This window comes from Microbacterium testaceum (assembly GCF_001476285.1).
Lineage (GTDB): Bacteria > Actinomycetota > Actinomycetes > Actinomycetales > Microbacteriaceae > Microbacterium > Microbacterium testaceum_B.
On the sequence record NZ_LDRU01000040.1, the window covers coordinates 20544 to 39286 of the forward strand.

At 69.4% G+C, this 18743-nt stretch carries 21 protein-coding genes; 13 read left to right on the top strand and 8 right to left on the bottom strand.

Features of this window, described 5'->3' with window-relative positions:
* Positions 1-131 precede the first annotated feature (131 nt).
* A complete protein-coding gene (locus NS283_RS08295; protein WP_058596390.1) occupies positions 132-1418 on the top strand; it encodes a sodium:proton exchanger in 1287 nt (428 codons plus the stop codon).
* A gap of 46 nt (positions 1419-1464) precedes the next feature.
* Here NS283_RS08295 and NS283_RS08300 read toward each other — a convergent pair whose 3' ends face one another.
* Together NS283_RS08300 and NS283_RS08305 are read right to left on the bottom strand one after the other, a co-directional pair.
* Positions 1465-1674 (bottom strand): DUF1653 domain-containing protein, encoded by a 210-nt coding sequence (locus NS283_RS08300; protein ID WP_058596391.1) that lies wholly within the window; start codon positions 1672-1674, stop codon positions 1465-1467.
* Positions 1675-1995, bottom strand: coding sequence for a hypothetical protein (locus NS283_RS08305; RefSeq protein ID WP_058596392.1), 321 nt, complete (start codon positions 1993-1995; stop codon positions 1675-1677).
* A gap of 102 nt (positions 1996-2097) precedes the next feature.
* On the opposite strand from NS283_RS08305, the gene NS283_RS08310 reads away from it, so the two are divergent.
* On the top strand, positions 2098-2580 hold the full coding sequence (locus NS283_RS08310) for a nucleoside deaminase (RefSeq protein WP_058596393.1): 483 nt from the start codon (positions 2098-2100) through the stop codon (positions 2578-2580).
* Positions 2581-2603: 23 nt separating this feature from the next.
* On the opposite strand, the gene NS283_RS08315 is transcribed toward NS283_RS08310, so the two are convergent.
* Both NS283_RS08315 and NS283_RS08320 read right to left on the bottom strand, forming a co-directional pair.
* A complete protein-coding gene (locus tag NS283_RS08315; RefSeq protein WP_153003313.1) occupies positions 2604-4052 on the bottom strand; it encodes a GH39 family glycosyl hydrolase in 1449 nt (482 codons plus the stop codon).
* Positions 4053-4072: 20 nt separating this feature from the next.
* Positions 4073-5236, bottom strand: coding sequence for an FAD-dependent monooxygenase (locus NS283_RS08320; protein ID WP_058596395.1), 1164 nt, complete (start codon positions 5234-5236; stop codon positions 4073-4075).
* A gap of 142 nt (positions 5237-5378) precedes the next feature.
* Here NS283_RS08320 and NS283_RS08325 point away from each other — a divergent pair, with 142 nt between their 5' ends.
* The 3 genes from NS283_RS08325 to NS283_RS08335 all read left to right on the top strand — a co-directional run bounded on the left by NS283_RS08325 (position 5379) and on the right by NS283_RS08335 (position 7390).
* The gene (locus NS283_RS08325) at positions 5379-6086 is read left to right on the top strand and encodes a TetR/AcrR family transcriptional regulator (RefSeq protein WP_193752651.1); all 708 of its coding nucleotides are present in this window, start codon (positions 5379-5381) and stop codon (positions 6084-6086) included.
* 139 nt (positions 6087-6225) lie between these two features.
* The gene (locus NS283_RS08330) at positions 6226-6714 is read left to right on the top strand and encodes a hypothetical protein (protein ID WP_058596397.1); all 489 of its coding nucleotides are present in this window, start codon (positions 6226-6228) and stop codon (positions 6712-6714) included.
* A gap of 79 nt (positions 6715-6793) precedes the next feature.
* Entirely contained in the window at positions 6794-7390 is a 597-nt protein-coding gene (locus tag NS283_RS08335; RefSeq protein ID WP_058596398.1) for a DUF305 domain-containing protein, read from the top strand.
* Between the two features lie 38 nt (positions 7391-7428).
* Here the strand turns inward: NS283_RS08335 and NS283_RS08340 are convergent, their stop codons facing one another.
* Genes NS283_RS08340 through NS283_RS08350 form a run of 3 tightly spaced genes read right to left on the bottom strand, consistent with a single transcriptional unit; the run spans position 7429 to position 9583 of the window.
* A complete protein-coding gene (locus NS283_RS08340) occupies positions 7429-8682 on the bottom strand; it encodes an MFS transporter (RefSeq protein ID WP_058596399.1) in 1254 nt (417 codons plus the stop codon).
* The gene (locus NS283_RS08345) at positions 8679-9023 is read right to left on the bottom strand and encodes an ArsR/SmtB family transcription factor (protein WP_058596400.1); all 345 of its coding nucleotides are present in this window, start codon (positions 9021-9023) and stop codon (positions 8679-8681) included. The genes NS283_RS08340 and NS283_RS08345 overlap by 4 nt, the downstream gene beginning before the upstream one ends.
* Positions 9024-9082: 59 nt before the next feature.
* Positions 9083-9583 (bottom strand): hypothetical protein, encoded by a 501-nt coding sequence (locus NS283_RS08350; protein ID WP_058596401.1) that lies wholly within the window; start codon positions 9581-9583, stop codon positions 9083-9085.
* Between the two features lie 152 nt (positions 9584-9735).
* On the opposite strand from NS283_RS08350, the gene NS283_RS08355 reads away from it, so the two are divergent.
* The 7 genes from NS283_RS08355 (at position 9736) to sucD (ending at position 16459) form a co-directional block, all read left to right on the top strand.
* Positions 9736-10902, top strand: coding sequence for a sensor histidine kinase (locus NS283_RS08355; RefSeq protein WP_241492215.1), 1167 nt, complete (start codon positions 9736-9738; stop codon positions 10900-10902).
* Positions 10899-11501 carry a response regulator transcription factor gene (locus NS283_RS08360; protein ID WP_058596403.1) on the top strand — a complete coding sequence of 201 codons (603 nt, stop codon included), beginning with the start codon at positions 10899-10901 and terminating at the stop codon, positions 11499-11501. The genes NS283_RS08355 and NS283_RS08360 overlap by 4 nt, the downstream gene beginning before the upstream one ends.
* Positions 11502-11606: 105 nt before the next feature.
* Positions 11607-12371 (top strand): ABC transporter ATP-binding protein, encoded by a 765-nt coding sequence (locus NS283_RS08365; protein ID WP_058596404.1) that lies wholly within the window; start codon positions 11607-11609, stop codon positions 12369-12371.
* Positions 12347-13903 carry a hypothetical protein gene (locus NS283_RS08370; protein ID WP_058596405.1) on the top strand — a complete coding sequence of 519 codons (1557 nt, stop codon included), beginning with the start codon at positions 12347-12349 and terminating at the stop codon, positions 13901-13903. The genes NS283_RS08365 and NS283_RS08370 overlap by 25 nt, the downstream gene beginning before the upstream one ends.
* Before the next feature lie 71 nt (positions 13904-13974).
* A complete protein-coding gene (locus NS283_RS08375) occupies positions 13975-14202 on the top strand; it encodes a hypothetical protein (RefSeq protein ID WP_058596406.1) in 228 nt (75 codons plus the stop codon).
* Between the two features lie 173 nt (positions 14203-14375).
* Positions 14376-15539 (top strand): ADP-forming succinate--CoA ligase subunit beta, encoded by a 1164-nt coding sequence (gene sucC / locus NS283_RS08380; protein WP_058596407.1) that lies wholly within the window; start codon positions 14376-14378, stop codon positions 15537-15539.
* 17 nt (positions 15540-15556) lie between these two features.
* Positions 15557-16459 (top strand): succinate--CoA ligase subunit alpha, encoded by a 903-nt coding sequence (sucD, locus tag NS283_RS08385; protein WP_058596408.1) that lies wholly within the window; start codon positions 15557-15559, stop codon positions 16457-16459.
* 246 nt (positions 16460-16705) lie between these two features.
* Here sucD and NS283_RS08390 read toward each other — a convergent pair whose 3' ends face one another.
* The gene (locus NS283_RS08390; RefSeq protein WP_058596409.1) at positions 16706-18157 is read right to left on the bottom strand and encodes an NCS2 family permease; all 1452 of its coding nucleotides are present in this window, start codon (positions 18155-18157) and stop codon (positions 16706-16708) included.
* Positions 18158-18223: 66 nt separating this feature from the next.
* Here NS283_RS08390 and NS283_RS08395 point away from each other — a divergent pair, with 66 nt between their 5' ends.
* On the top strand, positions 18224-18661 hold the full coding sequence (locus NS283_RS08395) for a nitroreductase family deazaflavin-dependent oxidoreductase (RefSeq protein ID WP_058596410.1): 438 nt from the start codon (positions 18224-18226) through the stop codon (positions 18659-18661).
* Positions 18662-18743: the final 82 nt, after the last annotated feature.

Consider the following 18743-nt stretch of genomic DNA (forward strand, 5'->3'; position numbering starts at 1 on the left):
ATACTGGCGATCACGACGATCGCCCGGCATCCCACCTCGGCCGCACGGCGGCGAGGCGAGCGAGACCTTCGGCCCGCCCAGGCCGAAGCGTCGCTGTACCGTCTTCGGCCGCGTCCGACCGGAGACCACCCATGCCTCGCGCGCTCATCCATCGCATCGGCCTGTGCCTGCTCATCGCGGCGCCCGCCATCGTCTTCCGCCTCTTCGGGTTCCACCCGGACGCCCTCCTCGACCTCGTCGTGTTCGGAGCAGCCGTGGTGGCGGCGAGCTTCATCCTCGCCTGGGCGGCCGAGGCGGCGCAGAAAGACATCTCGGGGCCGCTCGCGATCGCGATCCTCGCGCTCATCGCCGTGCTGCCGGAGTACGCCGTCGACCTCTACTACGCCTTCCGTTCGGGATACGACCCGGCGTACGAGCAGTTCGCCGCGGCGAACATGACCGGCTCGAACCGCCTGCTGCTCGGCTTCGGCTGGCCGCTCGTCGTGATCGTGGCGCTGATGGTGGCGAACCGGGCGGCGAAGCGCAAGCGGGCTGCGCGGGTGTCGTACCTGCAGTTGCCCGAAGAGTCCCGGCTCGACGTGGGCTTCCTCGCGGTGCTCGCCGTCCTCGCTTTCGCGATCCCCTTCCTCGGACACATCCCCATCTGGTTCGGCCTCGTGCTGATCGCCGCGTTCGCGTTCTACCTCTGGCGCGCCAGCCAGGCCGAGAACGACGACGAGGAGCACTTCGTGGGACCCGCGGCGCTCATCGCCGACATGCCGCAGCGTCCCCGTCGCCTGACCGTGATCGCCCTGTTCGTCGTGGCCGCGGCCATCATCCTCGCCTGCGCCGAGCCCTTCGCCGAGGCGCTCGTCGACTCCGGGTCGGCGCTGGGGATCGACAGCTACTTCCTCGTGCAGTGGCTGGCGCCCTTGGCATCCGAAGCTCCCGAGTTCATCATCGCCGTGATGTTCGCGCTGCGCGGCATGGGAGCGGCCGCGATCGGCACGCTCATCGCGTCGAAGATCAACCAGTGGAGCCTGCTCGTCGGGTCGCTGCCGCTCGCGCACTTCTTCGGCGGCGGCGGGGGAGATCTTCCCCTCGACGCGCGTCAGATCGAGGAGTTCGTGCTCACCGGTTCGCAGACGGTCATGGGCGTGGCGATCATCATGGCGCTGCGTTTCCACTGGTGGTCGGCGGCGTCGCTCGCGGCGATCTTTGCGGTGCAGTTCTTCGTCACCGACACCGGGGGACGCTACGTCCTCTCGGGAGTGCAGATCGCGATCGCCGTCGTCGCCCTGATCGTGCACCGACGCAGTGTGCTGCCGACCCTGGCGGCGCCGTTCCGGCGGCGGTTCGTGCCCGAGGCGCTTCCGAGCACGGCGCAGGGCTCGACGGGGGAGTCGTCGATGACCGGCCCGCAGCGGACGAGCGTGTGACGGCGCGCGGCTGCCACGGCTCTCGGTCGCGAGGCCGGGGCAGCCGCTAGGCGATCCGCCGGAATCGGGGGCCGGAATACCCGTCGCGCTCGACGTCACCGGTGAACATGTCGACGGGACGCACCCAGTACGAGTAGTCGTCGTACAGCTTGCGGTACGAGACGAAGACCTCCTCGGTTTCGGAGTGCCTCGCGATTCCGAACACCTCGTAGCGCTGGCCTTTGAAGTGCTCGTAGATTCCCGGCTCGATCTCCACTCAGGCCGTCCGCGATTGCAGGTACTCGCAGAGTCGCCCGGTCGTCAACAGCTCCTCGCCGAGAGCGATGAGGTGCCCGCCCGAGAGCGGGAACTCGCCGGACCGCTCCGTGAGGGCGGCCGTCCACTTCCGGTCGCAGTCGACGTTGAGGTAGATCGAGGCGGGGCCGTGATTCAGGTGGACCGCGACGATTCCCGACTCGAGGTGCTCGGGGTCTTCCTGAGGGAGGACGTGCACGGTCGCGTGGGCGACGTGGTCGTGCTTCTCATAGTCGGCGACCCACTCGGAGATCTCGGCGAACGTCGGGCGGGAGCAGGTCATGCGTCGAGACTAACTGCCCGAACCGGACGTTTCCTTCGTCCGTCGGGCAGGAGGCAGTCGTCGTTCTTTCGATCGCGCGTCGGAGCGCGCCATCATCGACTCATGGCCGACACCCTCGACGCGACCGACCTCGCCCATCTCCGCCGAGCGATCGAGCTCTCCCAGCTCGCCCGCGATCACGGCAACCACCCGTTCGGTGCGCTCCTCGTGACCGCTGACGGCCGTGTCCTTGAAGCCGAGAACACCGTCCTCACCGACCGTGATGTCACCGGTCACGCCGAGACGAACCTCGTGCGCCGCGCGTGGACCGAGGTGGATGCCGCCGAGTTGCCGGCATCCACTCTCTTCACCTCGTGCGAACCCTGCGCGATGTGCTGCGGCGCGGTCTTCTGGGCGGGGATCGGCCGCGTGGTCTACGCGCTGTCGGGGACGGGGCTCATCGCCCTGGCCGGACCCGAGGACGACGGCGCCTCGCTCGACCTCCCGTCGCGCACCGTCTTCGCGCACGGGACCCGCCCCGTCGAGGTGTCGGGCCCGCACCTGGAGGACGAGGCGGCTCAGCCGCACGTGGGATTCTGGCGCTGAGATCGCTCGCGGACGTGGTGGCCTTACGCCGTGACCTCGAGGAGGACCGCGGACTGCGGAGTGATCGCGAGATCGAGCTCGAGGTCACCCGTCTCGGATACCCGCGCCTCACGGGGCTCGGACGTCTCGCCGCTCAGCGCGGTCTGCGTGAGCGAGACGGTCCGGCCGGCCCACGGCAGGTTGGCGATCGAGACGTGCGCCGAGGTGACACCGGCGGATGCCAGCTCCGCCCGCTGCGGGGGCAGGTCGAGGCTCAACTCGATGCGCTGCTCTCCGATCGGGATGCGGAACGTGAACGTGTCGCTCTCCCTCTTCTCCAGCGCTGAGGCGGGGGCGACGAAGTTCGCGACCAGCACGCGGACGGTGTCGCCGTCGCGGCCCGCCGCGCAGGCGAAGCCGGAGGTGTCGCCGCCGGTCACCGCGAGCCGCTGACCCGTCATCGTTCTACCGGCGAGGATCAGCGCGCGGGCGCGCTCATCGGGTCCGTCGGCGCCGTAGACGCCGGCGGGATCGACCATGCCGTAGTGCGGATCCCGTCCGCTGTCGGCGCGGAAGAAGAAAGCGCTGTCGATCGCCGTGTCCTGCAGGGCGATCGCCGTCGCCACCTGGAACGCACCCTTCTCATCGGAGGGGGCCGAACTCGTCGGGATCGAGAGGTAGTTCCAGTAGCAGAGCATCAGCTCGGTCTTCGTGAATCCGTACTCGTCCAGCAGGCGACGAAGATCGTCGGCGACGTAGCCGAAGTTCAGCGGGTCGCGGCTGGAATCGGTGAACCACAGGAACGAGAAGAAGTCGAGCGGCAGACCATGCTCGCGGACGTAGGCGAGGAAGCCCTCCCTGTAGGCGGCATCCGCGTTCAGAGGGAAGGCCACGGCCGGGCCCCCGATGATCAGCGTGTCGTCGACGCGCTGGACCGCGGCGCAGAACGCCGCGTACATGTCGTAGAACTCCTCCGGGCGACCCGCGAAGTGCAGCGGGCCGAGGTCGGGCTGATCGCCGAACTCGAACATCCGGATCGGCTTGGCGGGGCCGCCCGCCCACCCCTGCGCGTAGTGGCGGACGACGTGCTCGACGACTCTGCCGTAGACCTCGATGTCTTCGGCGGGCAGCTTGTTCTTCGGGATCGAGCTGGCCACCGTGAAGAGCACCTCGGCGCCGATCGCGTGCACGGCTTCGACCCACTCGTCGGTCGCGGTGAAGTTGTAGCTCGCCGGATCGTCGGGGTCGGCGGCCCAGTCGGGGAAGAGGCTCGTCGGATTGTCGCGGGTGTCGAGCCGTGACATCCAGTCGAACGAGCGGACGACGCTCACTCCCGCCTCGCGCCAGATCGGCGTCAGGTCGGGGAACTGCTCGAATCCGGTGGCGGGGCCCGGGATGCCGCCGACCCCATTGAGGGGCTTCCACGCGCTGACGGCGCTCGCGTCGACGTGCACGGAGCGGACGGTCTGGGAGGTTTCGTGGGTAAGGGACATGGGATTCTCTCCTCGACCGGTCAGATGGGCATTCTCAGGAGCCGGTTCGCGTACTCGTTCGCGATGGGCTCGTCGTGGGCGAGGAACTCGATGCGGCGCCGGAACGTCTCGGGCGTCACCGAATCGAACTCTTCGTTCATCGACTCGATCGAGCGGTCGTGCACTGCCCGCACCCGCGGGAGTCGCCGTCGCATCACGGCGAGCTGCGCATCGAGGAGGGACTGGTCCTTCGCGAGCTCCTGGGCGAGCACGACCCCGTCCTCGATGCTCATGGCCGCTCCCGAACCGAGGTACGGCGTCATCGCGTGTGCCGCGTCGCCCAGGATCATCACGCGCCCGCGGAACCACGGGTAGGGCACCCAGACCGTGGAGTACGGCGTGTACGCCACGCTCTCGGAGTGCAGCACGTCGTCGAGCGCGTCGCTGAGCCACTCCGCCCCGCCCATGAGTGCGAGAGCGCGGTCGTGCATGATCCTCGGCATCTCGGCCGGGTCGTAGCGCGGACGCCCCTGCTCCGCGACCGTCAGGACCATGTACATCGTCTCGGCCGACAGCGGGGTCAGCATGATCTTGCCGCCGTAGCCCTGGCAGATGATGGGCTGGGTCAGGCGACGACGATTGGGCAGGGCGCATCGCCAGGCGACACCGCCGACGGGCTTCGGGTCGTACTGCGCGCCGAAGTACTCGTGGCGGATCTGCGAGTTGATGCCGTCGTAGCCGACGACGAGGTCGTACTCGGCGCTGTCGCCGGTGTTGAAGGTGACAGTCACCCCGTCGTCGTGCTGCTGCAGGTCGGCGACGGTCGTCGCGAGACGGATGGTGCAGCCCACCTCGAGCGCGCGATCGGTGGCGATCTCGAGGAAGCCGATCCGCGACATGGTGACGCACCCGGGCAGACCCTCGTCTTCGGTGCCGTAGCTCATGGTGCTGAGCAGGCGGCCGTCGGGGTCGTAGAGGTCGATCGCGGGGGACTGCTGGCCCATCTCGAGGCAGCGCTCGAGGAGGCCGATCTCACGTATGGCACGGAGGCCGTTCAGGCGGAGTCCGAAGCCGACGCCGGGAACGCTGTTGTCGGGCTTGATGTCGATGATGTCGACTTCTGCGCCGATCTGGGCCAGGGCGGTGGCAGCGCAGAGCCCGCCGAGGCCGGCTCCGACGATCAGGACTTTCTTCGCGGCGGGCATGCCGTGCTCCTCTCTGAGCGGATGGCTTCCGGAGCGGCCGCTGGCGAGCGAAGCCATCTCTGGAATCCGAAGCTGAATACGCATTCGGATTTCTCACGGTAGCCTCGACCTGACGAAAGGGCAAGCCGACATGGAGTCTCGCGTGAGAGCGCAGTCAGCGGAGGCGACGCTGCCTCCCGCGACGCAGGAGCGCAGTCGCGCCTCGCTCGAGCGAGTACTGGATGCCACGGTCGCCCTGCTCGTGCAGCGCGGGGCGACGGGGTTCACGGTTGCGGAGGTGAGCACGCTCGCGGGTGTCGCGGTGGGCACGATCTACGGCCGCGTCGGGAGTAAAGAGGCGCTGTTGCTGGCCGTCTCGGCACGCGAACTCGATCGCATCGACGCCGACATGGCGGAGTCGCTCGCGGATGCCGCGGAGCAGGGCGGCGATCTGGTCGACGCCATCGCGCATCTGATCGATGCCCGCCTGACGATCCTCACCAGAGAGGCGACGCTGCTGCGCGCCATCATCCGCGCCGCCGACGACTATCCGGCCGCAGCCGGACGCGGTCACACCTCGGGCTCGGTCGTGCAGCGAACCGTCACCGACGCTCTCTCGCGCGTCTGCGATCGCTTCGGGATCGCGGTGACCACGGACGACCTGTACTGGGCCGGCGACGTCGTCGAGGCCGTCGCGACCCACCACCTCAGCATCGGGCTTCCCGACCACGCCGCCCCGGCCCGCCGCGTCGACTCGGATGAGTTCGCGCAGCGGTTGACCGAGACCGTGGCATCCTTCCTGCTCGCGAGAGCGGCGTCGCCCGAGGGGAGCGGCGCCGCAAGCGCCGCCCGGTCGTCCCTACGGGCGTGATGTCTCGGCACGCGGCTGGACTGCGGCGTCGGAATCCGACGCCGACCGAATTGCGTCACCTCCTTCTCGGTCGACGATCAGGTGGCCCCGCTCGCATGTCCGGGGTCGTCGGTAGCCTGGATCTCTCGAGGGGGTGGATATGTCGTTGGTCACCGTGGCCGAGCATGCTCGGCGGCCGCGCGCCGTCGCTCTCGTCGTGGTTCTGACGGTCGCCGTCATCGCCGGACTCCTCGCGATGCACGCGTTCGCCGGCCACGGGACCGCAATCGGCCACTCCGCCTCAACCGCGCATTCCGTGTCGACCGGCCCGGGTGCCTCGACCGGCCACGGCGGCCCGACGGTCCACGGCGTCGCGGCCATGGCATCCTCTCCCGCGCATCGGAGCGACCACGACTCGATGGCGCTCTCGCCGATCGACGCGGCAAGCCCTTCCGCCGATCACTCGATGGCGTGGATGGCGTGCGTGCTGGCCCTGCTCGGTGCCGTCATCGTCTTCGCCGCCGGGGCGGGGCTCCGGCTCCGGCTCGCGCGGCCGCTCCTGCTCTCCGCCGGACCCGCGCGATGGTCTCTCGTCGCGCACCCGCTGCCACCACCCGATCTCGCTGTTCTCTGCATCCGTCGCACGTGATGGTGCGCCGGCCCGCTTGGCGTGGGCACCGCACCGGCTCGACGACCGTCGAGCGGCATCACCGACCAGAGAGAACCCCATGAAGAACCCTTTCGCGGCGACCGCCGCCCTCACCCTGACAACCGTCCTCCTGCTCGCCGGCTGCAGCGGCGCGGCACCGTCGCACGACGACATGCCTGGCATGGACCACGGCGGCAGCGCCGCGCCCCCGGCGACCACCGACGCCAATGACGCCGATGTCATGTTCGCGAGCATGATGATCCCGCACCACGCGCAAGCGATCGAGATGTCCGACACCCTGCTGTCGAAGGACGGCATCGACGAGCGCGTGACGGCACTCGCCGAGACGATCACCGCCGCGCAGCAGCCCGAGATCGACAAGATGACAGGGTGGCTCGACGACTGGGGGATCGATTCGCCGGACACGGATGCCATGCATCACGGCGACGGCATGATGAGCGACGACGACATGCGCGCGCTCGAGAACGCCTCGGGTGACGAGGCGGCGCAACTGTTCCTGTCGCAGATGATCCAGCACCATCGCGGTGCCGTCGACATGGCCCAGGAAGAGATCGAGGACGGCTCGAACCCCGACGCCGTCGCCCTCGCGAAGAGCATCGTCGAGGCGCAGATGGCCGAGATCGCCGAGATGGAGCAGCTGCAGGCGAAGCTCTGACGCAGGCGGGGCGCGGATGCCGTGGGCTCCGCGCCCCGTCAGCCCGGGGGTGCGCCCGTCGGTGTGGTGACCGGCGGGGCGATTCGCGCCGCGCGCCGACCGAGCGCCAGGGCCGGGATCAGCGCCGCGCCCGCGATGGCGAGGAGTGCGAGCGGTGGGGCGAGAACGGCCGCACCGCCGAGCCAGCCGGCGAGGGGATAGGTGACCAGGAAGCACGCGTGCGAGAGCGCGAACTGGGCGGTGTAGACGAGGGTGCGGTCGGCATCCGTCGAGGCGTCCGCGAGCAGGCGCGATGACGGGGTGTTCACCAGTGACGTCCCGATGCCGAGAGTCGCCCACGTCGCGAGAAGGGCGGCCCAGCCTGCGGTGGTTGCGGGCAGCAGGGCGAGCACGGCGGTGGCGGCGGCCAGCGCCACGGTGATGACCCCCGCGCCCGCGCTCATCGTGCGGAGGACGCCGAACCGCTCGACGAGTCGCGGCACGACGAACGCGACGAGAAGCGACCCGCCGCCGAAGCACGCCAGGGCGAGGGTGAGCGCGGCGTCGTCGAGGGCGAACACTCCGCGCGCGTAAACGACCGAGTTCACCAGAACCAGCGCCGTGCCGGCCGCCACGACGACGTTCGTCGCCAGGACGAATCGCAGCGTGGGCGTGCGCAGGAAGACACGGATGCCGGTCCGCAGACGCTGCCAGAACGTGGTGGGTGCCGCGGCGTCGGTGTTCTGCGCGGGCAGGCGAGCGATGAGCACGAGCGATGCGGAACAGGCGAACCCCAGTGCCGTCCCGGTGAAGAGGTGCGAGGAGGGCATCACCGTCAGCAGCGCCGCAGCGATGCCGGGGCTCACCAACGCTTCGAGGTCGTACGCCAGTCGAGAGAGCGAGAGAGCGCGGGTGTAGTCACGCGGCTCGGGCAGAACGCCGGGAATGAGCGCCTGGAACGCCGGGGTGAAGGTCGCCGACGCGGACTGCAGCACGAAGACGAGCACGTAGATCTGCCACGTCTCGGTCACGAGGGGCAGGCTCAGAGCGATGGCGAGCCGCACGATGTCGGCTCCGACGAGGACGAGCTTGCGTGGCATCCGGTCGACCAGGGCGGCCATGAGTGGCGCGACACCGACATAGGCGACCATCTTGATCGTCAAGGCGGTTCCGAGCACGACCCCGGCGGAATCTCCGGCCAGATCGAACGCAAGGAGCCCGAGAGCCACCGTGAGCAGCCCGGTGCCGAGCAGGGCGAGCACCTGTGCGCTGAACAAGGCGCGGTAGGTGCTGTTGCGCAGGACGTGGATCACGCGTGGTGTCCGGGGCGCTCGTCGACCGCGTGCTCGGCTTGGCGGAGCGCCTCGATCACCAAGCGCATCGCGTGCTCGTCCGTCAGTCGATAGAAGACCCGGTTGCCGTCCTGGCGGATGCGCACGAGCTTGCCCCACCGCAGCTTCGCCAGGTGCTGCGAGACCGCTGCGGGGCTGCGTCCGACCGTCTCGGCGATCGCGTTCACCGGTAGTTCGCCCGCCCGCAGCGCGAGGACGATCCGGATGCGGGTGGCGTCGGCCAGCAACCGGAACACCTCGACTGCAACCTCGACGTACCCATTCTCGGGGGTGAGGTCATCGGCATCCGTATCTACGTGCATACGCAGATACTATTACTTGCGGCGATGAGCGGCGACAACGCTCGCTCGTGAGGCCCGATTCACGCGACCGCACGGATGACTCCCGTGATGATCAGCGTGATCACCGTCGTCCACAGGGCGATCGCCGCGGCCTGCCACGCGAGCACGCGCATCGGCGGGACTCCGGTCGAGGTGAGGGCCGCGGCCGTGAACTGCGTGGGCAGCAGGAGGGGGCCGAGCAGGCTCACGCCCGGCGTTCCGTAGCGGTGGTAGGCACGCTCGAACTTCTCGCGGCGAGCGGTGGCGGGCTTCGCCGAACCTCCTCGGCGAGTGGTCACGGCCGTGCGCACGCGCGAGGTCGCCAGGACGACGACCGCGACGCAGATCAGGTTGCCGACGGCTCCGGCGAGAGCCGCGACGATCGGGTGGATGCCGCCGATGATGCCGATCGCGGCGGCCCCCTCACCCTCGATGAAGGGCACGGCGCCGGCCAGGGCCACGACGAGCGGCTGGACGAGGTCGGGAACCTCGGCGACGAGGTTCTGGAAACCGAGGACGAGATCGGAGACGGGGTTCGACATGGATGCTCCCGGGGGATGAGCCCGCGGCGTGTTCCGCGGTGATTCCATCCCAGCGAGAGCGGCCCTCCGACGGCAGTGTCACGGTGTCACGGTGAATCCGGAGGATGTTCCGCCCCACCCATGACGAATGTCACGGCCGTACAGTGGCCGGGGTGAGCACTTCCCCCGCTGCCGCGTACGCCCGCGACGTCCGCGTGACGTGGTGGTACACGGTCGTCTCGATCATGATGCTGCACGTCTTCGGCCTGGTCGTCTGGGCCCTCGTGCTGATCCTGAACGAGCCCGCGTGGATCACGGCGCTCTACGTCGTCGGGGCGGCCGGGTCGGTGGCATCCGCGATCCTCCTGCTCGTGCACTACCGGCGCGAGCCGCTCGACGACCGTGACGTCGGCGCGCGGCGTCCGGTCTGGCCGTGGGTGCTCGCCGGGTCGGTGTCGGCCGTGCTCGCCGGAGCGGCCGCGGGCTCCCTGCTGCTCGGCACCGTGCTCGTCGCTCAGACGCTGTGTCTCGTGCGGTGGCGCGCGGGTATCCGGCTCCGTCTCGTCGTGCTGCTGACCGTCGTGATCATCGCCGCGTGGATCATCGAGGCCACACGCCTCAACCCGGACGGATACGTCGCGCAGATCGTCGGGATGGGCATCTTCATCGCGATGCTGCCGCCCCTGACCGCGACGTCGCTGTGGTGGTGGGACATCGTGCGCGAGCTCGATCGCGCCCGTCGCGCTGAGGGTCGTCTCGCCGCCGCTCAGGAACGCCTGCGCCTGGCAAGCGACCTGCACGACCTGCAGGGGCACCACCTCCAGGTGATCGCGCTCCAGCTCGAGCTCGCCGAGAAGATGATGGGGCGCGATCCGGAGGCGGCCGTCGAGCAGGTGCGCGCCGCTCGGGCCAGCGTCGACGATGCGCGGCGCGGCACCCGCGACCTCGCCGCGCGGTTCCGCGGGGTTCCCCTTCCCGATGAGCTCGCCAACGCCGCCGACCTGCTCCGCGCGGCGGGTCTCACCGTCGAGCTACTCGTCGACACCGAGGCCGGTCGAGCCCCGGCCGACGTGCTGGGTCCGGTGATCCGCGAGTCGACGACGAATGTGCTCAAGCACGGCGGTGGGGTGTCGGCATCCCTCTCCCTCGCTCGACACCAGGGCTCGTGGGTGCTGACCGTCGAGAACGACGCGCGCGCCGCCGCGTCTCCGGTCGGAGACGGCGCCGGGCTCTCGGGAATCGCCGAGCGCGTCCGCCGCGTCGGCGGAACAGTGGATGCCGCCCACGCGGGCGATCTCTTCCGCATCACCGTTCGCGTGCCCGAGGAGGTGCCGGCATGATCCGCGTGCTCATCGCCGATGACGAAGACATGATCCGCACGGCACTCGCCGCGCTCCTGCGCCTCGAACCCGATCTCGAGGTCGTGGGGGAGTGCCGCGACGGCGAGAGCGCGATCGTCGAGGCCGAGCGGTTGCGTCCCGACGTGTGCCTGCTCGACCTCGAGATGCCCGGGCTCGACGGTGTCGACACGGCCGCGCGGATCCTGCGGCGTGTGCCGTCGCGGTGCGTGATCGTCACGCGTCACGCGCGGCCCGGTGTGCTGCGGCGCGCGCTCGGTGCGGGGGTCGACGGCTTCCTGCCGAAATCACGGCCGGCGGATGACGTTGCCGCGGTCATCCGCGAGGTCGCCGCCGGGCGACGCTATGTCGACCCCGAGATCGCCGCCGACGCCCTGAGCGACGAGCGCAGCCCGCTGACCGACCGCGAGCTGGACGTGCTGCGCGCGGGGGCGCGAGGAGAAACGGTGGCCGAGATCGCGTCGGCGCTGCACCTGTCGGCCGGCACCGTGCGCAACCACGTCTCGTCGGTGCTCGGGAAGCTCGGTCTGGCGAGCCGCCAGCAGGCGACGATCCACGCGCGGGAGCGGGGCTGGATCTAGTCGACCCGTGCGTTTTCGATCGCAGGTCGCGCGCATCGAACAAAGACGAAACTGATTTAGCAGCTCGTCACAATCGCAACCTTTTCTTCCCCTATTCTCAGCGATATGACAGGCGCTATTCAGGTTGCGGGAGTGGTCAAGAAGTTTGGTGACGTCACGAGCGTCGACGGTCTGAACCTGACCATTCCGCAGGGGTCGTTCTACGGCATCGCCGGCCCGAACGGCGCGGGCAAGACCACCTCGATTCGGATGATCACCGGTCTTCTCGAGCCGGATGCCGGCACGATCGAGGTCGCCGGAGTCTCGGTGTGGCCCAACCCGCGGCGCGCCAAGGCCCTTCTCGGATATGTCGCCGACAACCCGCCCTTGTTCGGACGTCTCACCGCACGGGAAATGCTCGACTACGCGGGGATGCTGCGCGGAATGGCATCCGCCGACATTCGCAGCCGCGGCGACGATCTGCTTCGCGTGCTCGACCTGGAAGCCGACGCCGGGCGTCCCATCGCCGACTTCTCGCTCGGAATGACCAAGCGCGTCGGCCTCGCCGTGGCGATGCTGCACAGCCCGCGCGTGCTGATCCTCGACGAACCCTTCGGTGCGTTGGACCCGGTCAACACGCAGGTGATGGAGCAGATGCTGCAGCGCTTCCGTCAGGGCGGCGGCACCGTCGTCTTCTCGAGCCACGTGCTCGACGTGGTCCAGAAGCTGTGCGACCGCGTGGCCATCATCGCCAAGGGCACCCTCGTCGCCGAGGGCACGGTGGCAGAACTCGCGCCGAACGGTTCGTTGGAGGATGCGTTCGTCGACATCGTCGGCGGCCGCGACCTCGCGGAGGGGGATCTCGCATGGCTCTCGTCCTCGCCCGCCTGAGGCTCGCGATCCAGATCGGGGGCGCGCGCGCCTCCGCTCTCGGCATCGCCACCTTCGCGCTCGGCTGGGCGCTCGGCATCCTCGCGGGGCTGTGCGGCGGTGCGCTCGTGGCGGCCCTCGACTCCGGGGTCGAGGCCTTCGGCGACCTTCTCGTGCTCCTGCTGTTCGTGGCGCTCTTCGTGGGGTGGGTCGTCCTCCCCATCACCACGCCCCTGCCGATCGCGAACATCATCGATCCCACGGTGCTCGAGCAATACCCGCTCAGCAGGACGCAGCAGGTGAGCGGGCTGCTCCTCGGTGGACTGTTCTCGCCGATGGCGGCGGCGACGTTCCTGACCGCCATCGGCGGCGTCGCGCAGATCCATGTCGACCTGCCCAGCAGGCTCGCGGCCGTCGCGGCGGGGCTGTTGTTCACCGTGATGTGCGTGGCGACGTCGTACGCCGTGCGCGCACTGTTCGCGGAGGCGCTGTCGGCACGTCGCGGACGTGACGTGGCCGTGATCCTCTCGAGCCTCGTGGTGGTCTCGATCTACGTCCTGCCGCACGTGTTCGCTCCGATCCTCGGTGCGGCCGAGGACGCGGGGGCGATCTTCCTCACCGTCCTCACCTGGACGCCCCCGGGCGCGGCAGCGGCCGTCGGCTACGTGCTCGACACGGGCGATCTGCCCGGTGCGCTCGCGCGGTTCGGCGTCGTGATCGTGACCATCGCGCTCGCCCTCGTGCTCTGGGGCGTCGCCCTGCGCCGGCATGTGAAGGGCCACACCGCTCGTGCCGTGGCATCCCCCCGCCGCCGGTCGGCGCGGGTGCTGTCGCTCGTGCCGCCGGTGCTGCGCCCGTTCTCGGCCGGTGCGGCCCTGGGGGCGGCGAGCCAGCAGTTGCGCTACTACTTCTTCCGGGCGCCGCGGGCCGCGCAGTTCCTGATCGTCGGCCCCGCCGTCGGCGTGATGTTCGCCGCGGCGCAGGTGCACACGACGGGGCTCCCGTTCGCTGTCGCCATCGGAACCGTGGCCATGGGGTCGGGCGTGCTGCTCAACCTCTTCGCCTGGGACGGGCGCGGGGTCGAACTGACGGTGCAGACCGGCGCCTCGCTCGCCTCCGTGCTTCGCGGGAAGATGCTGGCGGTCTCGCTGTTCCTCGTTCCCGCGGCGGCCGCGCTCACGATCGGTCTCGGGATCGCGAGCGGAACCGCCGATCAGGTTCCGACCGCGCTGATCTCCGCGCTCGCGGCCCTGGCCCTCTCGTTCGCCGTCGGTGCGGTCTCGAGTTCGCGCAACCCGTACGACCAGGAGACCCCGCAAGGGGACCGCAGCACGCTGGCGGTGCGTGCACTCGGCGCGTCCGGTGCCGCCATCGGCCTCGTGCTCCTGGCCGGGTGGCTGAGCTCTCTCGCCCAGGCGTTTCTTCCCGTACAAGCGGTGCTCGTCGCGGCACTGGTGGTGGCCGTCGTCGCCGCCGTCGTGTCGACCAGGCTCAGCGGGCGTTACCTCGACCGGCATCCCGATCGGCTGCTCGCTGCCTTCACTCCGCGCTGAACCTGCACGTCCCGCCCCGACCGTCGGACCTCGCCACCGCGAACCGACGCCACCCACCCAGAGGAGAACCCATGTCCACCCCCGCCGCTCAGCCCAGCAAAGGCCGTCTTTGGCTCAACAGCTTCATCATGGCGCTCGCGTCCAGCCTCGGCTACCTCATCGTCGCGCTGCTCGGTCAGCACCAGACGCTCGTCATCGTCATCGCGATGTCGGCCATCGTCGTGGTGCTGACGCCGATCTTCTACTGGGTCAACGTGCGCCGCATCCGCCTCGGGGCTGCGCCGCGCCGCGACTCCTGAGCCTGTTGCGCAGCGACCGGAGGGGGTCCCGGCATCCGGGACCCCCTCCGTTCTGACGGGCTGGGGTCGGGGGCGGCGGACCTGTCTAGTAGGCTTGTCGATTGGCGCAGATCTCTTGATATCGAGAGACTTTTGCCTCCTCCCACCACCGATCGCCCAGCGAAGGATTGTCCGTGGATCTCTACGAGTACCAGGCACGTGATCTTTTTGAGAAGTACGAGGTGCCGGTGCTCGCCGGCATCATCGCCGACACCCCTGAGGAGGCGAAGGCGGCCGCAGAGAAGCTCGGTGGCGTCGTCGTCGTCAAGGCTCAGGTCAAGACCGGAGGCCGCGGCAAGGCCGGCGGCGTGAAGGTCGCCAAGACCCCCGAAGAGGCATACGAGGCGGCCCAGGCCATCCTCGGCCTCGACATCAAGGGCCACGTCGTCAAGCGCGTCATGGTCGCGGCCGGCGCTCGCATCGCCAAGGAGTTCTACTTCTCGGTGCTGCTCGACCGCTCGAACCGCTCGTACCTCTCGCTCTCCAGCGTCGAGGGCGGCATGGAGATCGAGGAGCTCGCCGTCGAGCGTCCCGAAGCCCTCGCGCGCATCGAGGTCGACCCGATCGAGGGCATCACGCCCGAGAAGGCGCTCGAGATCGCTCGCGCCGCCAAGTTCGACGAGGAGCTCGCGCCCAAGGTCGCCGACGTCTTCGTCAAGCTCTTCAACGTCTACAAGGGCGAGGACGCCACGCTCGTCGAGGTGAACCCCCTCATCCAGAGCGAGGACGGCGACATCATCGCCCTCGACGGCAAGGTCTCGCTCGACGAGAACGCCGGCTTCCGCCACCCCGACCACGAGGCGCTCGAAGACAAGGACGCCGCCGACCCGCTCGAGGCGAAGGCCAAGCAGCACGACCTCAACTACGTCAAGCTCGACGGCCAGGTCGGCATCATCGGCAACGGCGCGGGTCTGGTCATGTCGACCCTCGACGTCGTCGCGTACGCCGGTGAGAAGCACGGCGGCGTCAAGCCCGCCAACTTCCTCGACATCGGCGGCGGCGCCTCGGCGACGGTCATGGCCGCCGGCCTCGACGTCATCCTCGGCGACGAGCAGGTCAAGAGCGTCTTCGTCAACGTCTTCGGTGGCATCACCTCGTGCGTCGCCGTGGCGGAGGGCATCGTGAAGGCCCTCGAGATCCTGGGCGACACCGCGACCAAGCCGCTCGTCGTCCGCCTCGACGGCAACCAGGTCGAGGAGGGCCGCGAGATCCTCGCCGCCGCCAACCACCCGCTCGTCACCCTCGCCGCCGGTATGGACGAGGGCGCCGACAAGGCCGCCGAACTGGCCAACGCGTAAGGGATAGGGACAGAGAAATGTCGATCTACCTCAACAAGGACTCCAAGGTCATCGTCCAGGGCATCACCGGAGGCGAAGGCACCAAGCACACCGCCCTCATGCTCAAGGCCGGCACCCAGGTCGTCGGCGGCGTGAACGCCCGCAAGGCCGGCACGACCGTCACCCACAAGGACGCGTCGGGCAACGACGTCGAGCTCCCCGTCTTCGCCTCGGTCGAAGAGGCCATGCGCGAGACCGGCGCCGACGTGTCGATCGCGTTCGTGCCCCCGGCCTTCACGAAGGACGCGATGGTCGAGGCCATCGACGCCGAGATCCCCCTCCTCGTCGTCATCACCGAGGGTGTGCCCGTCGGCGACACCGCCGAGGCCTGGGCGTACGCGAAGTCGAAGGGCGAGAAGACCCGCATCATCGGCCCGAACTGCCCCGGCATCATCACGCCCGGCGAGGCGCTCGTGGGCATCACCCCCGCGAACATCACCGGCAAGGGCCCCATCGGCCTCGTGTCGAAGTCGGGCACCCTGACCTACCAGATGATGTTCGAGCTGCGCGACCTCGGCTTCTCGACCGCCATCGGCATCGGCGGCGACCCGGTCATCGGCACCACGCACATCGACGCGCTCGCCGCGTTCGAGGCCGACCCCGAGACCAAGGCCATCGTCATGATCGGTGAGATCGGTGGCGACGCCGAGGAGCGCGCCGCCGCCTTCATCGAGGCCAACGTCACGAAGCCCGTCGTCGGCTACGTCGCCGGCTTCACCGCCCCCGAGGGCAAGACCATGGGCCACGCCGGCGCCATCGTCTCCGGCTCCGCCGGTACCGCTCAGGCGAAGAAGGAGGCCCTCGAGGCCGCCGGCGTGAAGGTCGGCAAGACGCCGTCCGAGACCGCCGCCCTGATGCGCGAGATCATCGAAGCGCTCTGACGTTTCGTTCTGAGGGCCCGGATGCCATGGCATCCGGGCCCTTTCGCGTTGCCGCCGCGGCGCGTCTGCGCGCCTGTCGGCGCCGTCGAGTGTCCAGAACACGCCGTTATACGGGGCGACTTTGCGGCGTGTCTTGGACACTCGACGTCGTCGCGGCGGAGCCGCGGTGGGCGGGCGGGCGACATGCTCGCGGAACGGGGAGGGGCCCGGATGCCGTGGCATCCGGGCCCCACCAACGCACGGGGCTCAGCCGAGCAGCGCCTCCACCGGCCCGCGGGCGAAGAAGACGACGAAGCCCGCGGCCACGATCCACAGGAGCGGGCTGACTCGGCGGGCGCGGCCCGACAGTGCCTGGATGAGCACCCAGCTGACGAAGCCCGCACCGATGCCGTTCGCGATCGAGTAGGTCAAGGGCATCACGGTCACCGTGAGGAACACCGGGATGAGCACGGACATGTCGCTGAGGTCGACGTGGCGGATCTGCGCCATCATCAGAGCGCCGACGATGACCAGGGCCGCGGCGGCGATCTCGGTCGGAACGATGCTGGTCAGCGGGGTGAAGAACATCGCGAGCAGGAACAGGCCGCCGGTGACGACGTTCGCGAGGCCCGTGCGAGCGCCCTCGCCGATGCCCGAGCCCGACTCGATGAACACGGTGTTCGACGACGACGAGGTCGCTCCACCCGCCACCGCGCCGATGCCCTCGATCACCAGGGCGGAGCGCAGGCGGGGGAACGTGCCGTCGGGAGCGGCGAGACCGGCTTCGCGGGAGAGGCCGGTCATCGTGCCCATCGCGTCGAAGAAGTTCGTGAAGACGAGCGTGAAGACGAGCATCAGGGCGGCGAGGACGCCGATGCGGCCGAAGGAGCCGACGAGGTCCACCTGGCCGACCAGCGACAGGTCGGGGAGGCTCACGAGCTGTGCAGGGAGCGTCGGGACGCTCAGGCTCCAGCCGCCCGGGTTGACGTCGGAGCGGGCGCCGAGGTGCGCGACCGCCTCGACGATCACCGCGATGATCGTGCCCGAGAGCAGACCGATGAGAAGTGCCGCCTTGACCTTGCGCACCAGCAGCACGGCGGTGATGACAAGCGTCAGCACGAACAGCGTGGTCGGGATCGTCGCGATCGAGCCCTCGACACCGAGGCCCACCGGCGGCGAGCTGAGCCCGGTCGAGGTGACCAGGCCGCTGTCGACGAAGCCGATGAACGCGATGAAGAGACCGATGCCGACGGTGATCGCGGTCTTCAGGGCCAGCGGCACGGCCTCGAAGATCATGCGACGAAGCCCGGTGACGGCGAGCAACACGATGATGAGGCCGTTGATGACGACGAGCCCCATGGCCTCGGGCCAGGTGACCCCGCCGACGATGCCGACCGCGAGGAACGAGTTGATGCCCAGGCCCGCGGCGAAAGCGAACGGCAGGCGGGTGACGAGACCGAACAGCATCGTCATGACGCCGGCGGTGAGGGCGGTGGTGGCCGCGACCTGGGGGAAGCCGAGGGCGTTGCCGGAGACGTCCGGGGTCCCCGACAGGATGATCGGGTTCAGGATGACGATGTACGCCATCGTCACGAACGTGACCACGCCGCCGCGGACCTCGGCGCCGACGGTCGAACCGCGGGCGGTGATCTCGAAGAACCGGTCGAGGCCGTTCTTCGGTTCGGGGGCGGCCGTGGTCTCGGGAGCAGAAGCGCTCATGAAGGCTCCAGAAAAAGGGGGAAGGGGCTAGACCGGAGGGGAAGACGCCGACGTATCGTGGGAGACATGTCGCTCTCAGGAGAGTATCTGCCCAGCACCAGCGAGTGGGCCCGCCAGCAGGCCGAAGCGTTCGAGGCCTCGGGAGGCCGGGAAGCCGCCGAGCTGAGGGGCGTACCCATCATCGTCCTCACCACGGTCGGGGCCAAAACCGGAGGGCTCCGCAAGACCGCGCTGATGCGGGTCGAGCACGACGGAAAGTACGCGGTCGTGGCGTCCAAGGGCGGCGCTCCCGAGCACCCCGCCTGGTTCTACAACCTCGTGAAGAACCCGCGCGTCGCCCTGCAGGACGGCGACGTGAAGAAGGAGTACGACGCGCACCAGGCCGAGGGGGCCGAGCGCGACGAGTGGTGGGGCTACGCGACCGAGGTCTGGCCCGACTACGACGAGTACCAGAAGAAGACCGAGCGGCGCATCGAGGTGTTCGTGCTCGAGCCCGTCGAGTAACGCTTCGTGCGAGGGGTCCGCACGGGCCGCTGAGTGTCCAAGACACCCGGACGTTCTGAAAATTTGTCCGGGTGTTTTGGAC